This window comes from Mesonia aquimarina (genome assembly GCF_003667275.1).
In the GTDB taxonomy this organism is placed as follows: Bacteria; Bacteroidota; Bacteroidia; order Flavobacteriales; family Flavobacteriaceae; genus Mesonia; species Mesonia aquimarina.
On the sequence record NZ_RCNV01000001.1, the window covers coordinates 308,052 to 324,569 of the forward strand.

General features: G+C 32.1%; 20 protein-coding genes. 9 read left to right on the forward strand and 11 right to left on the reverse strand.

Annotated features, from left to right (window positions below; translation table 11 throughout):
• Positions 1–7: 7 nt before the first annotated feature.
• From D9R05_RS01540 to rpsF, 4 genes are all read right to left on the reverse strand, one after another.
• Positions 8–481: a DUF6495 family protein gene (locus tag D9R05_RS01540; RefSeq protein WP_121665456.1), complete on the reverse strand. Its 474-nt coding sequence runs from the start codon at positions 479–481 to the stop codon at positions 8–10.
• Between the two features lie 76 nt (positions 482–557).
• Positions 558–1,007 (reverse strand): 50S ribosomal protein L9, encoded by a 450-nt coding sequence (rplI, locus tag D9R05_RS01545; RefSeq protein WP_121665457.1) that lies wholly within the window; start codon positions 1,005–1,007, stop codon positions 558–560.
• 13 nt (positions 1,008–1,020) lie between these two features.
• Complete coding sequence (gene rpsR, locus D9R05_RS01550; protein WP_121665458.1) at positions 1,021–1,317, reverse strand: 30S ribosomal protein S18; 297 nt, start codon at positions 1,315–1,317, stop codon at positions 1,021–1,023.
• 3 nt (positions 1,318–1,320) lie between these two features.
• Positions 1,321–1,659, reverse strand: coding sequence for a 30S ribosomal protein S6 (rpsF, locus tag D9R05_RS01555; RefSeq protein ID WP_121665459.1), 339 nt, complete (start codon positions 1,657–1,659; stop codon positions 1,321–1,323).
• Positions 1,660–1,816: 157 nt separating this feature from the next.
• Here rpsF and D9R05_RS01560 point away from each other — a divergent pair, with 157 nt between their 5' ends.
• Positions 1,817–2,539, forward strand: a complete 723-nt coding sequence (locus D9R05_RS01560; RefSeq protein ID WP_205589262.1) for a LytR/AlgR family response regulator transcription factor — start codon at positions 1,817–1,819, stop codon at positions 2,537–2,539.
• Positions 2,540–2,541: 2 nt separating this feature from the next.
• Here D9R05_RS01560 and priA read toward each other — a convergent pair whose 3' ends face one another.
• The 4 genes from priA to nadC all read right to left on the reverse strand — a co-directional run bounded on the left by priA (position 2,542) and on the right by nadC (position 7,476).
• Positions 2,542–4,995, reverse strand: a complete 2,454-nt coding sequence (priA, locus tag D9R05_RS01565; RefSeq protein ID WP_394340547.1) for a replication restart helicase PriA — start codon at positions 4,993–4,995, stop codon at positions 2,542–2,544.
• 112 nt (positions 4,996–5,107) lie between these two features.
• Positions 5,108–5,668 (reverse strand): chalcone isomerase family protein, encoded by a 561-nt coding sequence (locus D9R05_RS01570; RefSeq protein WP_121665461.1) that lies wholly within the window; start codon positions 5,666–5,668, stop codon positions 5,108–5,110.
• A gap of 26 nt (positions 5,669–5,694) precedes the next feature.
• Positions 5,695–6,615 (reverse strand): YihY/virulence factor BrkB family protein, encoded by a 921-nt coding sequence (locus tag D9R05_RS01575; RefSeq protein ID WP_121665462.1) that lies wholly within the window; start codon positions 6,613–6,615, stop codon positions 5,695–5,697.
• 3 nt (positions 6,616–6,618) lie between these two features.
• Positions 6,619–7,476 carry a carboxylating nicotinate-nucleotide diphosphorylase gene (gene nadC / locus D9R05_RS01580; RefSeq protein ID WP_121665463.1) on the reverse strand — a complete coding sequence of 286 codons (858 nt, stop codon included), beginning with the start codon at positions 7,474–7,476 and terminating at the stop codon, positions 6,619–6,621.
• Between the two features lie 50 nt (positions 7,477–7,526).
• On the opposite strand from nadC, the gene rlmH reads away from it, so the two are divergent.
• From rlmH to D9R05_RS01605, 5 genes are all read left to right on the forward strand, one after another.
• Positions 7,527–8,000 carry a 23S rRNA (pseudouridine(1915)-N(3))-methyltransferase RlmH gene (rlmH, locus tag D9R05_RS01585; protein ID WP_121665464.1) on the forward strand — a complete coding sequence of 158 codons (474 nt, stop codon included), beginning with the start codon at positions 7,527–7,529 and terminating at the stop codon, positions 7,998–8,000.
• A gap of 31 nt (positions 8,001–8,031) precedes the next feature.
• Positions 8,032–8,604, forward strand: a complete 573-nt coding sequence (locus D9R05_RS01590; RefSeq protein WP_121665816.1) for a non-canonical purine NTP diphosphatase — start codon at positions 8,032–8,034, stop codon at positions 8,602–8,604.
• A gap of 71 nt (positions 8,605–8,675) precedes the next feature.
• Positions 8,676–10,469 carry a DEAD/DEAH box helicase gene (locus tag D9R05_RS01595; RefSeq protein ID WP_121665817.1) on the forward strand — a complete coding sequence of 598 codons (1,794 nt, stop codon included), beginning with the start codon at positions 8,676–8,678 and terminating at the stop codon, positions 10,467–10,469.
• A gap of 85 nt (positions 10,470–10,554) precedes the next feature.
• On the forward strand, positions 10,555–11,352 hold the full coding sequence (locus tag D9R05_RS01600; protein WP_121665465.1) for a carboxypeptidase-like regulatory domain-containing protein: 798 nt from the start codon (positions 10,555–10,557) through the stop codon (positions 11,350–11,352).
• 40 nt (positions 11,353–11,392) lie between these two features.
• The gene (locus D9R05_RS01605; RefSeq protein WP_121665466.1) at positions 11,393–12,253 is read left to right on the forward strand and encodes a hypothetical protein; all 861 of its coding nucleotides are present in this window, start codon (positions 11,393–11,395) and stop codon (positions 12,251–12,253) included.
• On the opposite strand, the gene D9R05_RS01610 is transcribed toward D9R05_RS01605, so the two are convergent.
• Positions 12,226–12,891: a TrmH family RNA methyltransferase gene (locus tag D9R05_RS01610; RefSeq protein WP_121665467.1), complete on the reverse strand. Its 666-nt coding sequence runs from the start codon at positions 12,889–12,891 to the stop codon at positions 12,226–12,228. The two genes, D9R05_RS01605 and D9R05_RS01610, sit on opposite strands and share 28 nt — an antisense overlap.
• Before the next feature lie 63 nt (positions 12,892–12,954).
• Here D9R05_RS01610 and D9R05_RS01615 point away from each other — a divergent pair, with 63 nt between their 5' ends.
• Complete coding sequence (locus D9R05_RS01615; protein WP_121665468.1) at positions 12,955–13,638, forward strand: SIR2 family NAD-dependent protein deacylase; 684 nt, start codon at positions 12,955–12,957, stop codon at positions 13,636–13,638.
• Complete coding sequence (locus D9R05_RS01620; protein WP_121665469.1) at positions 13,635–14,192, forward strand: hypothetical protein; 558 nt, start codon at positions 13,635–13,637, stop codon at positions 14,190–14,192. The genes D9R05_RS01615 and D9R05_RS01620 overlap by 4 nt, the downstream gene beginning before the upstream one ends.
• Here the strand turns inward: D9R05_RS01620 and D9R05_RS01625 are convergent.
• Positions 14,182–14,367: a hypothetical protein gene (locus D9R05_RS01625; protein ID WP_121665470.1), complete on the reverse strand. Its 186-nt coding sequence runs from the start codon at positions 14,365–14,367 to the stop codon at positions 14,182–14,184. The genes D9R05_RS01620 and D9R05_RS01625 overlap by 11 nt on opposite strands.
• Positions 14,368–14,541: 174 nt before the next feature.
• Between D9R05_RS01625 and purB the strand changes: the two genes are divergently transcribed.
• Positions 14,542–15,876, forward strand: coding sequence for an adenylosuccinate lyase (purB, locus tag D9R05_RS01630; protein WP_121665471.1), 1,335 nt, complete (start codon positions 14,542–14,544; stop codon positions 15,874–15,876).
• Positions 15,877–16,193: 317 nt separating this feature from the next.
• On the opposite strand, the gene D9R05_RS01635 is transcribed toward purB, so the two are convergent.
• Entirely contained in the window at positions 16,194–16,490 is a 297-nt protein-coding gene (locus D9R05_RS01635; protein WP_121665472.1) for a hypothetical protein, read from the reverse strand.
• Positions 16,491–16,518 lie beyond the last annotated feature (28 nt).

Genomic DNA, 16,518 nt, shown 5'->3' on the forward strand with positions numbered 1-16,518 from the left:
AGTTAATCTACTTTTCTATTATTTTTTCAAAATAATTATATAATTCGCCTTGAGTAATATTACCGCCTTGCTGAATTAAAACAAAAACATCTTTGTTTCTATCTTCTGTAATGGCTTTGGTTGATGTATAAATAGTAACATCATTATTCATTAAATTGTTTTGCAACCACTGGTAACCTTCCTTTGTTCTGATATCAATTGCATCATTTTCGACTTTAATTCCGATTAAAGTCATATTGGTTTCCCCTATTTTAAATAAAAACAGCTGATTTTTTGATATATGCTCAATATATTTTGCCTGATTTAAAACACCTTCCCAAACCAAATCACTAAAAACGTCAAGTTCATCTTCGGCAACATCGGGTTTATTTGTTTTAATATCTTGCCACTCTTCTGCGGTGATAGATTGAGAGGCTAAAAAGTTTATAAATTCTTGATGCAATTCATCAAACTGTTCTTTTGTTAAGCGTGCATATTTCATCAGAAAAAAATTTAAAATTAATGGGTATAAAAAAGCCCACCCAAATTGGGTAGGCTTATTTTTTATTTTAGATAAATTAAGCTTCGTTAATTACATCAAAAGTAAGGGTAGAAATCACCTCTCTGTGGAAACGTAATTTAGCTTCGTATTGCCCTAAACGTTTAATGTTACCTCCAAGAATAGAAATGTATTTCTTATCAATATCTACACCTTCTTTTCCTAAAGCTTCACTTAAATTCGCAGCAGTTATACTACCAAATAATTTATCTCCAGCTCCTGCTTTTGCAGTAAGTTTAAGATCTAAGTTATTTATTTTTTCTGCTTGCTTTTCTGCTTCTTCTATATGCTTTTTCTCTTTATAAGCGCGTTGCTTTAAAGTTTCTTCAAGCATTCTTTTAGCCGAGGGTGTTGCAAGTTCTGCAAAACCGTGAGGAATTAAATAGTTTCTTCCGTAACCATTTTTAACTGTTACAACATCATCTATAAATCCTAAATTTTCGACGTCTTTTTTTAATATCAATTCCATAATGTCGTTTCTTTTATTTTAATAAATCACCAACGTATGGCATTAAGGCTAAATGACGAGCTCTTTTTACGGCAACAGAAACTTTACGTTGGTATTTTAACGAAGTTCCAGTTAATCTTCTTGGTAAAATTTTACCTTGCTCGTTTACAAATGACATTAAGAAATCTGGATCTTTGTAATCGATATACTTGATTCCTGATCTTTTAAAACGACAGTATCTTTTTGTCTTTGTAGTTTCTATGTTAAGCGGAGTTAGATATCTAATTTCTCCGTCTTTCTTTCCTTTTGCTTGTTGTTCAATAGATGACATACCTTAGGCTTTTTCTTTGTTACGTTTAACTCTTTTTTCTGCCCAAGCCACAGCGTGCTTGTCTAGTTTCACGGTTAAAAAACGCATCATACGCTCATCACGTCTAAACATTAATTCTAAAGGTTCTATAACCTCACCGTCTACTTGGTACTCAAATAAGTGGTAAAATCCACTTTTCTTTTGTTGAATTGGGTAAGCTAATTTTTTTAAGCCCCAATTCTCTTTGTTTACCATCTTCGCCCCTTTAGAAACAAGAAAATCTTCGTATTTCTTAACTGTCTCCTTTACCTGGTCATCAGATAAAACGGGATTCAAGATGAAAACAGTTTCATAATGATTCATAAATACTTATTTTTAATAAATTGACTGCAAAAGTAAGTCTTTTTTTCTTATTGAGCAATATAGATTTTTATTATTTTTTTCAACTTATATGGTATCTTTAGAATAGTTTTATTATTTTTGAATTACAACTATATTCCAACTTATACCCAATTATATTTTGAAAGAAACAAAATTAAAATGTATTGTCGTAGATGATTCGAGTTTACAAAGACTTTCGATCACTAAATTGGTTAAAGATCATCCATCGTTAGAATTAATAGCAGAACATAATAACGCCTTAAAAACTAAAACTGCGCTTCAGACCATAAAAGTAGATCTACTATTTTTAGATATAGAGATGCCTATTTTATCAGGATTTGATTTATTAGATAATTTAGATTACAAACCCGAAATTATTTTTGTAACGGGAAAAACGCAATATGCGTTTGAAGCCTTTAATTATAAAGCTGTAGATTATTTACAGAAACCTGTTAGTAAAGATCGTTTTAATATTGCGGTAGATAAAGCCTTAGAATTATATGGTCTAAAAAATGATCATAATGGAAATGATGAAAACTATATTTTCATAAAAAGTAACCTAAAAAAACATAAGCTATATTTAGATACTGTAAAATATGTTGAAGCTTTAGGTGATTATATGAAGGTAATTACCGATAGTAAAAACTACACTGTTTTATCTACGATGAAGGCTTTTGAGGAGCGCTTACCAAAAGAACAATTTTTACGAGTTCATAAATCTTATATTGTTAATTTGAATCGTGTTGAACATTATAACAGTAAAATTGTACAATTAGAACAGCAGGAAATTCCATTAAGTAGAAACAGAAAACGCAATTTAGAAAAAGCCTTAGAAGAAATTTCTACCTTAAAGAAAGAGTAATTTTAATACGGATCTACGTCAATTACTACTCTAATTTTTCGGTAAGCTCCGATTGATTCAAAGCTTTTTAAAACTTTCTGAAGATATTTTTTGGTTTTTGGTAGAGATTGTTTCGCTGGAATTTTGAGCATTATATTTTTATAATACTCGTTTCTTATTCGAGCAACAGGAGGAAATTCTGGTCCTAAAACATGTTCTTTAAAAGCTTGACGCATTGCTTTGGCAAACCAAGCAGAAGATTCGTTTACTAAATTATAATCTTTTCCTCTTAAAGTTAATTTTATCAATCTATAAATTGGCGGGTATTTAAAATTATAGCGATCTTCTAATTGTTCTTTAAACATGTCTTCATAATTATTAGTGGAAATCTGCTGAAGAATTTGATGATATGGATTGTAAGTTTGAATTAAGACTGTACCTTGTTCTTTTGTCCTTCCTGCCCTACCCGCTACTTGTAAAAGCAACTGAAAACTACGTTCATGCGCTCTAAAATCTGGAAAATTCAATAAGCTATCGGCATTTAAAACACCTACTAAGTCCACATTTCTAAAGTCTAAACCCTTAGTCAACATTTGTGTTCCAACCAAAATATCTATTGCGTGCTGTTCAAATTTATTGATGATTTTTTCGTAACCATATTTTCCACGGGTGGTATCTAAATCCATCCGGCCGATATTTTTTTCCGGAAATAAAGCTTTTAATTCGGTTTCTATTTGCTCTGTTCCAAATCCTTTTGTTGAAATCTCTGCGCTTCCGCACGCCATACATTGTAATTGCATAGCCATATGATAACCGCAATAATGACAGCGCAAGCTATTGTTGTGTTTATGGTAGGTTAAACTAACATCGCAATTAGGGCATTGAGGCGAATGACCGCAAGTAAAACATTCTAAAAAGGGTGAAAAACCGCGTCTGTTTTGAAAAAGAATAACTTGTTTTCTTTCTTCTAAAGTTTCTTCAATAGCTTTTAACAACCGATCAGAAAAATGACCGGTCATTTTTTTCTTTTTATACTTTTCCTTTAAATTGACAAGTTCAATTTTTGGCGGAAGCACATTTCCAAATCTACGAGATAATTCTACAAATCCGTATTTTTGGTGTCTTGCATTAAAAACACTTTCTAAACTTGGCGTTGCTGAACCCAATAAGGTTTTTGCTTTAAAAAAAGAAGCCAATACAATTCCACTATCACGAGCATTATAACGTGGCGCGGGATTATACTGTTTAAAACTACTCTCATGCGCTTCATCTATTACAACTAAGCCCAAATTTTGAAACGGTAAAAAAACAGAAGAACGTGCCCCAATTATAATTTTCCCTTTGCTTTGTTGCAAAACATGCTGATAAACTTCTACACGTTCATTAACTGAATATTTACTATGAAAAACTAAAACTTCATCACCAAAATAATGCTGTAAACGTTTAATAAGTTGTGTTGTTAATGCAATTTCTGGAAGCAAATAAAGCACCTGTTTCCCTTCTTGAATTACCTTTTCTATCAACTTAATATATAACTCTGTTTTTCCTGAAGAAGTTACCCCGTGTAATAAACAAACATCTTCCTTTTCAAAAGATTGATTTATTTCAGCCAGTGCTTTCTCTTGGTATTCATTTAAACTAATTTCACTTTCTGCTGCTTGAGCATCAAAATTTATACGGTCTTTTTTTAAATGATATTCTTCTAAAATTCCTTTTTTCACCAATGCCTTTATAACCGAAGCTGAAGCATTACTCTCTTTTGCTAACTGCTTTGCTTCAATTGGTTTTTGCTGTTTAGATTGAAGTGAAAAAAATGTCATTAAAATTTCTCGCTGCTTTGGTGCATTGTCCAATTCATCTAATAAAGCGGATAATTTTTCATCTCCCTGATAAGCTGATGAAAGTTTTATGTACCGAATTAATTTAGGCTTATATTGTTTATAAATTTCTTGATTTACAATAATTACTTTTTTTGAAACCAATTTATTGATTACCGGTAAAACCGTTTTCTTAGATAAAAGCTGCATCACTTCTTGTATCTTTAAAAGTGACTGATTTTGTAAGGCTTCAAATATTAAAAATTCATCGTCGGTTAAGTCATCTTCATTTATCGTACTATTTTTATCGAGTTCTATAACCGTTTCACTTTCCAACAAAAAAGCACTTGGCAAAGCGGCGCGCAAAACTTCGCCTTCTGCACACATATAATAATCTGAAATCCATTTCCAGAAATCTAATTGTTTTTGAGTTACAATTGGCTCATCGTCTAAAATTTGTTCTATAGGTTTTGCTTCATATAATTGTGGTTTTTCTTGATGAATTGCTGAAACAATTCCTGTATAAACCTTTGTTTTCCCAAAAGGAACGGCCACGCGCATACCGATTTCTACACTCTCCTTTTCAGCTTCCGTTAGGAAATAAGTAAAATGTTTTGGTAATGGAAGCGGTAAAATTACGTTTACAAAAGTGTTTATCATCAACAAAAAATTAAAGCAAAATTTTAATGGATAAAAATAGAAAACCCGAAACAAATAGTTTCAGGTTTTCAAGAAAATTTGGTTGATTATACTATTATTGAAATAAAAATAGTTACTCTCCTAGCATCGCTTCTTTTAAATCGTCATCGGCAGGTCTATTAGAAAGCCAAATTCCAAATAATGCTTTTTTAAATTTCATTCCTTTAATGGTTCCTTTTTCTTTACCATTTTTATAAGCTACCACTCCACGTTCTGGCTGATAGGTGATATCAAAAATATCTCCTTTTGTAATTTCTTCTTTAAAGAAGCCAATAAACTGATCTATTTCTGTTTGAATTGGCGCTGTATTATCATCGGTAGAATTTTCAAAACCTTCTTCAACAGCACTAATCATTTTTTTACTGCTGATTAATGAAGAAACAATATGTAATTTTACAGCCATTGCGTTTTCTGAATTAACAATGGCAGAGGCATCGCTAGATTTTTCGGCTAAATACAAACCGCCAACATATAAGTCGATCCATAATTTTTCTCGCACTCCTGCCCCATTTAATTGAAGTGTGTGTTTACCAAAAGTTTCTGAATTAGGAATGGTTATTCCACTAATTTCGGTTTGTGCGGTAGATAAATGAACTGCACAAAACGTAGTTAAGACTAGTAAAAATGTTTTCATACTGTTAAGTTTTGTGGTATAAGTTATTAAAAATTTTTCTTTAATCGATTAATTGATGCATTTAATTCGAAGCCTAAAAGCAAAATATTTGAATTCAACCAAATGTAAAGCATCAAAATTAATAGTGCTCCAATAGAGCCATACAACTCGTTATACGAACTGAAATTTTCAATATAAATAGAGAATAAAAATGAAGTTAAAAAAATTAAAAGTGTTGTAAATAAAGCCCCAACAGAAAAATAACGGGAATGTTTTCCTTCTTTTGTTCCAAAATAATACAAGATAGCAATGGCGTTATAAATCATTAAAATAAAAACAACAAACCGCCCAATCTGCGCCCAAATTATGCTATCTGAAAAAACACCTAAAGCTTCTAAATCTTCTATTATATAAGTGAGATAAACAAGCACTATTACGGTAACTAACAATAAAAAAGCAATGATAGTAGCCACGATAACGGCTACCATATATTGCCTTAAAATCGTTCTATTTATAGTAGTGTGATATGAATATTCAAAGCCTGTAAATATAGAGTTGATACCGTTTGCACTTAAAAATACAGATAATATAAATGCAAAAGAAAGTAAACCTCCACGCGGGGTTTGAGCAATATCTAAAAAAACTTCACTAAAAAAAGTGATTGTTTGCGGTGGTAAAAGTGTATCAATAAAGGTTAAAAGCTTTAATTGAAAATCGTCTATAAACCACACAAAGGGAATTAAATTCAAAATAAATAGTAAAAAAGGAAATAACGCCATAAAAAAGCTAAAAGCAATAGATCCTGCTCTTGTGGTAAAGGTTCCTTTAATGATACCAACGGAATAAATTTCCCATAAATCGTATAGTGATAATCCTTCAAGTCCGGGTAGAATTATTTTTTTGCACTTGCGTACAAGCCAACTAATAATAGGTATTTTTCTTAGTTCTTTTTCTACCTCTTCAGACATAAATTAAACCGCTTTTAAGCTCAAGTCTAAGTTGTAAACAGAATGGGTTAATGCACCACTAGAAATATAATCTACGCCACAATCAGCATATTTTCTAGCCGTTTCTAAGGTTATTCCTCCGCTAGATTCTGTCTGGCATTTTTTACCGATTAACTCCACTGCTTTACGTGTATCTTCGTAATTAAAGTTATCAATTAAAATTCGATGCACACCATTATTTTCTAAAATTTCTTTGATTTCAGCTAAATTTCTAGCTTCCACAATAATTTTTAGATCAAGTTGATTTTCATTTAAATACTCCTGTGTTTTCTGAATTGCCTTAGAAATTCCACCTGCAAAATCTATATGATTGTCTTTTAACATAATCATATCATACAGGGCGAAACGATGATTTTCTCCTCCGCCAATTTTTACCGCCCATTTTTCTAGAGCTCTAATGCCGGGTGTTGTCTTTCTGGTGTCTAAAATTTTGGTTGAAGTTCCGTTTAATAAATCAGAAAAAGATTTTGTTTTAGTTGCAATCGCACTCATACGCTGCATCGCATTTAAAACTAGGCGCTCAGCTTTTAGAATAGATTGACTTTTTCCACTAACATAAAAAGCGACATCACCTTTTTTAACACGCTCGCCATCTTTCAGTTTTATATCTAAACGTAAATCAGCATCAACATACTTAAACACTTGTTCAGCAAAGGCTACTCCGGCCAAAATACCGTTATCCTTTACCAATAGTTTTGCCTTCCCTTCTGCATCTTTAGGAATGCATGCTAAAGAACTATGGTCGCCATCGCCAACATCTTCACGAATAGCATTTTCTATAATTAGTTTTATTTCTTTTTTAAATTGTGCTTGGCTAATCATTTTATCAGGTTATTTTTGCTAATGTAACAAAGTAATTGCTAACATTAAAGATGACTATAAAATTACTCTGCGTAGGAAAAACAGACAATAAACAGCTACAAACACTTATTGATCAATACATCGAGCGTTTAAAGCACTACTGTAAATTTAAAGTTGAAATAATTCCTGACCTAAAAAAAAGTAAAAATCTAGATGAGAATCAGCAAAAAGTAAAAGAAGGTGAGTTAATTTTAAAAAAAATTACACCCGCAGATATTTTAGTTTTGTTAGATGAAAACGGAAAGAATTTTGATTCTGAAGGATTTTCGGAATGGATTCAGAAAAAATTAAATACCGGAATGAAACAATTAATTTTTGTAATTGGCGGTCCCTACGGTTTTTCTGAAGAAGTTTACAAACGTGCAAACCAAAAAATTGCACTTTCTAAAATGACATTTTCGCATCAAATGGTACGCTTATTTTTTGTTGAACAATTATATCGCGGATTTACCATTTTAAAAAATGAACCATATCATCATAAATAGAAAGATTGCAAACAAAATTAAAAAAAACGCTATGAAATTAGTTTTCGCTACACACAATCAACATAAATTTAAAGAAATTAAAGCCTTGATGCCAGATTATATTGAGTTGCTTTCATTAGATGATATTGGCTGTAAAAATGAAATTGAAGAAACCGGCGAGACAATTGACCAAAATGCTGTGCTAAAAGTACAACACGTGAATGACAATTATAATTACAATTGTTTTGCAGACGATACCGGTTTAGAAATAGATGAACTTGGTAATGAGCCCGGTGTTTACTCTGCTCGGTATGCGGGACAAGAAAAAAATGACGAGGCAAATATTCAAAAAGCATTAAAAAATTTAGAGGGCAAAACAAACCGAAATGCACGTTTTAAAACTGTAATCGCTTTAATTATAAATGATCAAGAAACTCTATTTACAGGGATTTGTTCAGGAAAAATAACTACACAAAAAAAAGGCAAAAAAGGTTTTGGTTACGATCCTATTTTTCAACCCGATGATTTCAATAAAACTTTTGCAGAAATGACGCAAGCAGAAAAAAACAAAATAAGTCATCGTGGCAAAGCAATGAAACAATTGTTAGATTACCTTTCTAAATAAAAAATTAATACTTAATCATTTGTAGTAGAAGCTGTAAAGGAATGCGTACCTTTGCAGCTTATTTTATTTATATGAACAAATTTGAAGAATTAGGGCTTAATGCCGAAATTGTTAACGCCGTTAGGGATATGGGCTTTGAAGCCCCAAGTGAAGTACAGGAAAAAGCAATACCTGTTTTACTGGAACAAGAAACCGATTTGGTCGCATTGGCACAAACCGGAACCGGAAAAACCGCTGCCTTTGGTTTTCCATTAATCCAAAAAATTAATCCAAAAAGTAAACAAACACAAGGACTTATCCTTTCACCTACGCGTGAACTTTGTTTACAAATTACAAACGAACTAAAAAATTACGCCAAATATATACCGCAACTTTCTACCGTTGCTGTATACGGTGGTGCAAGTATTTCAGATCAAGAACGCCAAGTAAAACGTGGAGCGCAAATTATTGTTGCTACTCCAGGTCGTATGAAAGATATGGTTGGCCGTGGAATGATTGATATTTCAGCAATTGGATATTGTGTATTAGATGAGGCTGATGAAATGCTGAATATGGGCTTTTACGAGGATATAACTGAAATATTATCGCACACCCCAAAAGAGAAAAAAACCTGGTTATTTAGCGCAACAATGCCAAAAGAAGTGGCTAGAATCGCTAAAAAATTCATGAAAGATCCACAAGAAATTACTGTAGGATCAAAAAATGAAGGGTCAAAAAACGTATCACACGAATATTATATAACCTCAGGAAGAGATCGTTACCAAGCATTAAAACGCTTAGCTGATGCTAATCCTGATATTTTTTCAGTTATTTTCTGTAGAACAAAACGTGATACTCAAAAAGTAGCTGAAAAACTGATTGAAGATGGTTACAACGCAGGCGCTATTCACGGAGATTTAAGCCAAAATCAGCGTGATCTAGTGATGAAAAGTTTTAGAAATCGTCAAATTCAAATGCTTGTCGCTACCGATGTTGCTGCTCGTGGAATTGACGTTGATGATATTACACACGTAATTAATTACCAATTACCAGACGAAATTGAAACGTATACTCACCGTAGCGGAAGAACCGGACGTGCAGGAAAAAGTGGAGTTTCTATGGTTATTGTTACTAAAAGCGAAGTGCGTAAGATTAAAAGTATAGAACGCATTATCAATCAGTCTTTTGAGCATAAAGATATTCCTAGTGGAGATGAAATTTGTCAAGTGCAATTATTTCATTTAGCAAACGATATTAAAGACACTAAGATTAATCATGAAATCGATCAATTTCTTCCACAATTAGGAGAAATTTTACAAGATTTTGATAAAGAAGAATTAATTAAAAAATTCTTCTCTGTAGAATTTACACGATTTTATAATTACTATCAAAACGCTTCAGACCTTAATCAGAAAGCTTCAAGCCGAGATTATCGTGAAGGTGAAGATACCGGAGACAGCGTTCGTTACTTTATAAACGTTGGTGCTAAAGATGATTTTGATTGGATGTCGCTAAAAGATTTCCTTAAAGAAGAATTAGATTTAGGTCGCGATGGCGTTTCACGCGTAGATGTAAAAGATAGTTTCTCTTTCTTTAATACTGATGCTTCAGAAACAGAAAAAGTTTTAGCTAAATTTCAAGACTTCCAATTACAGGGACGTAATATAAATGTTGAAATCACCAAAAACCGCGGAGGCGGTGGCGGAGGAAAAAAACGCAGAGGCGGAAATAAAAGCTTCGGTGGTGGAAGAAAAAAAGATAAAAACTTTGGCGGTAGTGGCCGAAAAAAATCAGATCGTTCCCCTAGAAGAAGTAAATCTTCTGATGGTGGCGGAAGAAAAAGCAACATAAAAAGCTCTATCAGTCGTAGAAAGAAAAGAAAATAAGCAGTAAAAACTGGATTTTTGTCAACTAAAGATAAAAATCCAGTTTAATTTTTTATTTTACGGCTTTATTTCGAGATTTAGATTTATGAAAAATTACCTTATACTTATTTTTTTTAGCTTGTTAAGTATTACTTCTTTTTCGCAAAAGGAGAAAGAAAATAATCAAAAGGAAGTTGAAGAATTGGAGTTTATAAAAGGTAAGGTTTTAGATGCCGCTAACGATTTACCACTAGAAAATGTAAATATTATTAACCTAAATCAGGTTAAAGGGACTGTTACCAATAAAGTTGGTGAGTTTAAAATTAAAGCTTCAGTTAACGATACAATTTACTTTTCATATCTAGGCTACAAGTCAATTGAAGTTCGCGTTACAAACGACTGGACAAAATACGGTGAGGTTAAAATCAAAATGACAGAAATGGGGATCGCTCTTCAAGAGGTAACCATTAAGCCTTTAAAATTAACTGGTTATTTAGAAATTGACGCCAAAAATATCCCCATTTACGAAAATCATCGTTATAGTATTTCCGGTTTAGATTCCGGTTATGAAGCTGGCCAGGATCAACCTGGAGCTTTTTCAAAAACAATGGAATCTATTTTCAATCCCGCAGATTTACTCTACAACCTCTTTGGAAACAAACCCAAACAAATGCGCAAATTGCGGCAAATGAAAGAGGACGATGAAATTAGAAGTTTACTTCAAGAAAAATTTAATAGAGAAACTTTAGCTGCACTTTTACAAGTTACAACAGTAGATATTGATGAAATTTTACGGAAATGTAATTATTCAGAAAGCTTTATTAAAAACGCAAACGATCTACAAATATTAGATGCCATTAGTGGCTGTTACGAAGAATATCGCGTTTTAAAACAAAAAGACTAGATCTAGGCATAAATTTTGATTCATTCAACTTAAAAATTTTATGTCCCGTTTAATTCCCTTATTATTTTTAATATTTTCAATCCACACTTTCTCTCAGTCACTCTCAAGTCTTGCTAAACTCCCGAAGGACTTAGAGGAAATAAGCGGAATTGAAAGATTACATAATTCTAACCTTATCTGGGGAATTAATGATTCTGGAAACCAACCCATTGTATATGGTTTTTCTGAAAATGGAGAAATTGAAAAGGAAGTAGAGATTGAAAATGCTAAAAACATTGACTGGGAAGATTTAGCTACAGATCATAATGGAACTCTTTTCATTGGGGATTTTGGTAATAACGCTAACGACAGAAAGAATTTGAGCATTTATATTGTTAATGGTTTTCTTCAACAAGGCGATACGGCAAAAGCAGAAAAAATAGAATTTACCTTTGAAGATCAAACTGAATTTCCTGCAAAAAAAGGCAACCGAAATTTTGGCTCAGAAGCTTTTATTTATAAAGATGGTTATTTATATATTTTTACAAAAAATAGAACAAAACATTCTGATGGTACCGTAAATTTATACAAACTCCCTGCAAAAGCAGGAAATTATAAAGCTAAAAAAATTGACACTTATAAAACTTGCAATAACAATAGACACGGTTGTTGGATTACTGCTGCAACTATCAATCAAGAAAACAATCAAATTTTACTTTTAAGTGAAGAAAAAATTTGGCGAATAAAAGATTTTAAAGAAGATCATTTTTTTCAAGGAAAAATCGAATCCTACACATTAGAGGGTGATCAAACACAAAAAGAGAGTATTTGTTTTAAGAATAAAAATGCTGCTTATTTAGCAGATGAAGAGAATGGAGATGAAGGCCGAAATCTTTATGAATTTACATTTTCAGACAAATAACGTTCTATAATTTTTTCACTGCTTTTTATTGAATTTTTAGTCCATCTAAATCGAGTATCAAATAAATCTTCCTCATTTAATTTCCATTGAATATCACTTGCTTTTAATTTAGAAGTTAAGCATTGAAGAATAATTGCAGCAGAAACTGAAATATTTAAACTTTCAGTAAAACCAAACATTGGTATTTTTAAAAATCCATCGGCTTTTTTTAGTAACTCATCACTTAAACCTTCTTTTTCGGTTCCAAAAAATAAAGCGGCGGGTTCTGATATATCAAAATCGTCTAACAAACACGCATCATTATGTGGCGTGGTTGCGATAATTCTATACCCTTTATTTTTTAAAGCTTCTACGCTTTCATCAACAGTATGGTAACGATTAATATTCACCCATTTTTGTGCCCCCATTGCAATTTCTCTATCAATTCTTTTTCGGTTACGCTCTTCTGTAACGTGTAAGTTTTGGATACCAAAAACATCGCAACTTCTAATAACAGCGCTCGTATTATGCAATTGGTAAACATCTTCAATAGCTACGGTAAAATGATTAGTGCGCTCGGCTATATTTTTATCAAATAATTCCTTTCTGCGCGGCGTCAAATAAGACCCTAGATGTTCTAATAAAGCTTCATTTTTCATATTGCGAAAGTAGAATTTTTCAATTAAAAAATTCCTATTAAATTTATAGTTTAAAATTTACTAATGAAAAATATTGTAGTGTTAACCGGCGCTGGTGTAAGCGCAGAAAGTGGGATAAAAACTTTTAGAGATGATAATGGTCTATGGGAAGGTCACGATGTTATGGAAGTTGCGTCGCCACAAGGCTGGGAAAATAATCAAGAATTGGTACTCGACTTTTACAATAAACGCCGCCGACAACTGAAAGAAGTTGAACCAAATTTAGCGCATAACGCCTTAGTGGAACTGGAAGAAAAATTTCATGTAGAAATAATTACCCAAAATGTAGACGATTTACACGAACGCGCCGGAAGTTCTAACGTAACGCATCTTCACGGCGAATTATTTAAGGCACAAAGTACATTTGATCCAGATTTGGTTATGGATTGGAAAGATGATATTAATAAGGGAGATTTTTGCGAACATAATCATCAATTACGACCTCACGTGGTTTGGTTTGGCGAGCAAGTCCCGATGTTAGAAGTAGCGGTGGAATTGGTTGAAAAAGCAGATTTGGTGATTATTATTGGCACGTCGATGCAAGTTTATCCTGCTGCAAGTTTAATGCATTATGCACCCGAAAATTCTCCTATTTATTTTATTGACCCAAAACCTACCGTTAATTCTTCTGAGCGATTAGAGATAATTGCAAAAAAAGCTTCTACAGGTGTTGCTGAGTTAGTCGAAAAATTATTAGCAAAATCATGAATGAAGAGCTATTCATAAATCAGTTATCTGAACTGAATAGAAATCCTGAAAACCGGAAAAAATTTACCGAAAAATTATTAAATCATGAAAATTTTTTATCGGCTATTTTTTCAATTATTTCAGAAAATAAAAATACTTTAGGGTCAAAAGCAGCTCGAGCATTAGAATTAGTTTGCATAAAAGATAGTTCTAAAATTTTTAGGCATTTAAATCATATTTTAATTTTAGCAGAAAATGCAAAAGAAGATGCAATTGTTAGACCTATGGCAAAAATATTAGAACGCTCAGCGATAGAACATGAATCTATAAAAAACACTTTTCGATTAACGCAAAATGAAATAGAAAAAATAATCGCAATTTGTTTCGATTGGATGATAACACCACAAAAAGTAGCGCCACAAGCCTATAGTATGCAAACTCTTTATATTTTAGGGAAAGAACAAGATTGGGTACACGCAGAATTAGCGCTAATTTTAGAGCAAAATTATACATCCGGTTCTGCCGGATACAAAGCTAGAAGTAGAAAAATATTACAAAAAATTGCTAGTACTTAAACCAACGCTCAACTTCCTGATCAACTTCGGCTATCGGAATTTTACTTTTCTTATTCAATTTCATACTTTTTCTTTTCATTTTCTCAATCAAAATAAGCCGTTCTAATAACTCATTAATTGTAAAATACTCAGGGAAATCCTTAAGCTCGTTAACCAGTGTTTCTTTAGTAATCATTGTTTCAAATAATTAGAGAAGAAAAATACAACTATTATTTTAATTTTCTATAAAATAACAACAACAAAAATACTGAACACCAGTTAACTATTCCTTAAAAATAAAGTGCATAGTTTTTTTAAAGAATCTTTTTGAAGCCTTATCTTTGCGCTTTAAAATTTTAACCGAAAACACATGAATCCGCTTCAAGCAATTTCACCCATAGATGGCAGGTATGCTTCTAAAACTAACGAGCTTATTCAATTTTTTAGTGAAGAAGCCCTTATTAAATACCGCGTAAAAGTTGAAATAGAATATTTTATAGCGCTTTGCGAACTTCCTTTACCGCAACTCACCAAAGTAGAATCTTCTATTTTTCCTAAGTTGCGAAAAATTTATAAAGACTTTAATGTAGAAGATGCACAGGCGGTTAAAGATATTGAAGCGGTAACTAATCATGATGTAAAAGCGGTTGAATATTTTATTAAAAAACGGATGGATGAGCTTGGTTTGAGTGAATCTAAAGAATTTATTCATTTTGGTTTAACTTCTCAAGATATCAATAATACTTCTGTTCCTTTAAGTTTAAAAGATGCGATTGAAGAAGTATATTTTTCTGAACTTGATACCGTTATCGAAAAATTAAAAAGTTTGGCAAACGATTGGAAAGAAATTCCATTACTTGCCAGAACGCACGGTCAACCCGCCTCTCCTACTCGATTAGGAAAAGAAATTGAAGTATTTGTTGTCCGAATTCAAGAGCAATTAACTATATTAAAGGAAACCCCAACGGCAGCAAAATTTGGTGGTGCTACCGGTAACTTTAACGCACATAAGGTTGCTTATCCGGGAATTGACTGGAAAGCCTTTGGAACTCGTTTTGTAGAAAGTCTAGGGATGAAACACTCCTTCCCTACTACCCAAATTGAACATTACGATTATATGGCAGCAACATTTGATGCACTTAAAAGAATCAATACGATTTTAATTGATTTAGATCGTGATATTTGGACCTACGTTTCAATGGATTATTTTAAGCAAAAAATTAAAAAAGGTGAAGTTGGTTCTTCTGCTATGCCGCATAAAGTAAATCCGATTGATTTTGAGAATAGTGAAGGAAACTTAGGAATCGCCAACGCACTTTTCGAGCATTTATCGGCTAAACTTCCGGTGAGTCGTTTACAACGTGATTTAACAGATAGTACGGTTTTACGAATTATCGGTATGCCATTAGGACATACAATAATTGCTTTAAAATCTACCTTAAAAGGATTGAATAAACTCTTATTGAACGAAGAAAAACTAAATCAAGATCTAGAAAATAATTGGGCGGTTGTTGCTGAAGCAATTCAAACTATTCTACGTAGAGAAGCGTATCCAAATCCTTATGAGGCGTTGAAAGGTCTAACCCGAACTAACGAAAAAATAAACGCAAAAAGTATTGCTGAATTTATTGAAACGCTAGATGTTTCTGAAGAAATCAAAAACGAATTAAAAGCAATTACCCCACAAAATTATACGGGGATTTAAGTTATATTCTAATTCTTTAAATATAAAAAAAGAGGTCTTAAATAAGACCTCTTTTTTATCTAAATATGTTACTTCTTAATCGGCGCGAAGTTTGTAAACTAAATTAGTAGCACAACTATGACATTCTCCGCTAGTAGTAGTTCTTGTACAGTCTCCTGGTCCATAAGTACATTTTGTACATTTATTTCCTTTAGGTTGACATTCTGTTTCACTATCTGAACAAGCTTTACTAGTACAAGTTGTATTTTGAAGACTTAGATATTGCTCTGTTCTTGATAGAGATGTTGTAGAAGTATAATCATTAGAATAAAATGTTTTTAAGAAAAACCTTGATCATTACTTACTAAAGTATAATCTATAACACGAGCTTCTGTAAAATTAATACTATCAGCAAGTTTTAAATGATTTAAAAGTTCTGCTTGAAATGTAGCAATCACTTGTTCATTAGGAACAAAAGTACTATTGGTCGAGTTGATTTCCTTATTATTGGTATTTACAATATTATTTATTTCATGATTAGGTATTTCTAAGCTGTTTATTCCTTCATTATTATTGTCCTCATTACAGGAAAATAAAGTAAAAATAAAAAGAAATACTAAAAGATAATTTTTCATAATATACTGATATTATGATTAATAGTAT

Excerpts from the sequence above, each read along its gene's own strand:
- D9R05_RS01635 (WP_121665472.1), bottom strand. The coding sequence starts at position 16,490 with ATGAAAAATTATCTTTTAGTATTTCTTTTTATTTTTACTTTATTTTCC.
- D9R05_RS01600 (WP_121665465.1), top strand. The coding sequence starts at position 10,555 with ATGAAAAATTACCTTATACTTATTTTTTTTAGCTTGTTAAGTATTACT.
- D9R05_RS01590 (WP_121665816.1), top strand. The coding sequence starts at position 8,032 with ATGAAATTAGTTTTCGCTACACACAATCAACATAAATTTAAAGAAATT.
- D9R05_RS01605 (WP_121665466.1), top strand. The coding sequence starts at position 11,393 with ATGTCCCGTTTAATTCCCTTATTATTTTTAATATTTTCAATCCACACT.
- rlmH (WP_121665464.1), top strand. The coding sequence starts at position 7,527 with ATGACTATAAAATTACTCTGCGTAGGAAAAACAGACAATAAACAGCTA.
- D9R05_RS01575 (WP_121665462.1), bottom strand. The coding sequence starts at position 6,615 with ATGTCTGAAGAGGTAGAAAAAGAACTAAGAAAAATACCTATTATTAGT.
- priA (WP_394340547.1), bottom strand. The coding sequence starts at position 4,995 with ATGATAAACACTTTTGTAAACGTAATTTTACCGCTTCCATTACCAAAA.
- D9R05_RS01615 (WP_121665468.1), top strand. The coding sequence starts at position 12,955 with ATGAAAAATATTGTAGTGTTAACCGGCGCTGGTGTAAGCGCAGAAAGT.
- rplI (WP_121665457.1), bottom strand. The coding sequence starts at position 1,007 with ATGGAATTGATATTAAAAAAAGACGTCGAAAATTTAGGATTTATAGAT.
- D9R05_RS01540 (WP_121665456.1), bottom strand. The coding sequence starts at position 481 with ATGAAATATGCACGCTTAACAAAAGAACAGTTTGATGAATTGCATCAA.
- D9R05_RS01620 (WP_121665469.1), top strand. The coding sequence starts at position 13,635 with ATGAATGAAGAGCTATTCATAAATCAGTTATCTGAACTGAATAGAAAT.
- rpsF (WP_121665459.1), bottom strand. The coding sequence starts at position 1,659 with ATGAATCATTATGAAACTGTTTTCATCTTGAATCCCGTTTTATCTGAT.
- D9R05_RS01595 (WP_121665817.1), top strand. The coding sequence starts at position 8,676 with ATGAACAAATTTGAAGAATTAGGGCTTAATGCCGAAATTGTTAACGCC.
- nadC (WP_121665463.1), bottom strand. The coding sequence starts at position 7,476 with ATGATTAGCCAAGCACAATTTAAAAAAGAAATAAAACTAATTATAGAA.
- D9R05_RS01625 (WP_121665470.1), bottom strand. The coding sequence starts at position 14,367 with ATGATTACTAAAGAAACACTGGTTAACGAGCTTAAGGATTTCCCTGAG.
- purB (WP_121665471.1), top strand. The coding sequence starts at position 14,542 with ATGAATCCGCTTCAAGCAATTTCACCCATAGATGGCAGGTATGCTTCT.
- D9R05_RS01570 (WP_121665461.1), bottom strand. The coding sequence starts at position 5,668 with ATGAAAACATTTTTACTAGTCTTAACTACGTTTTGTGCAGTTCATTTA.
- rpsR (WP_121665458.1), bottom strand. The coding sequence starts at position 1,317 with ATGTCATCTATTGAACAACAAGCAAAAGGAAAGAAAGACGGAGAAATT.
- D9R05_RS01610 (WP_121665467.1), bottom strand. The coding sequence starts at position 12,891 with ATGAAAAATGAAGCTTTATTAGAACATCTAGGGTCTTATTTGACGCCG.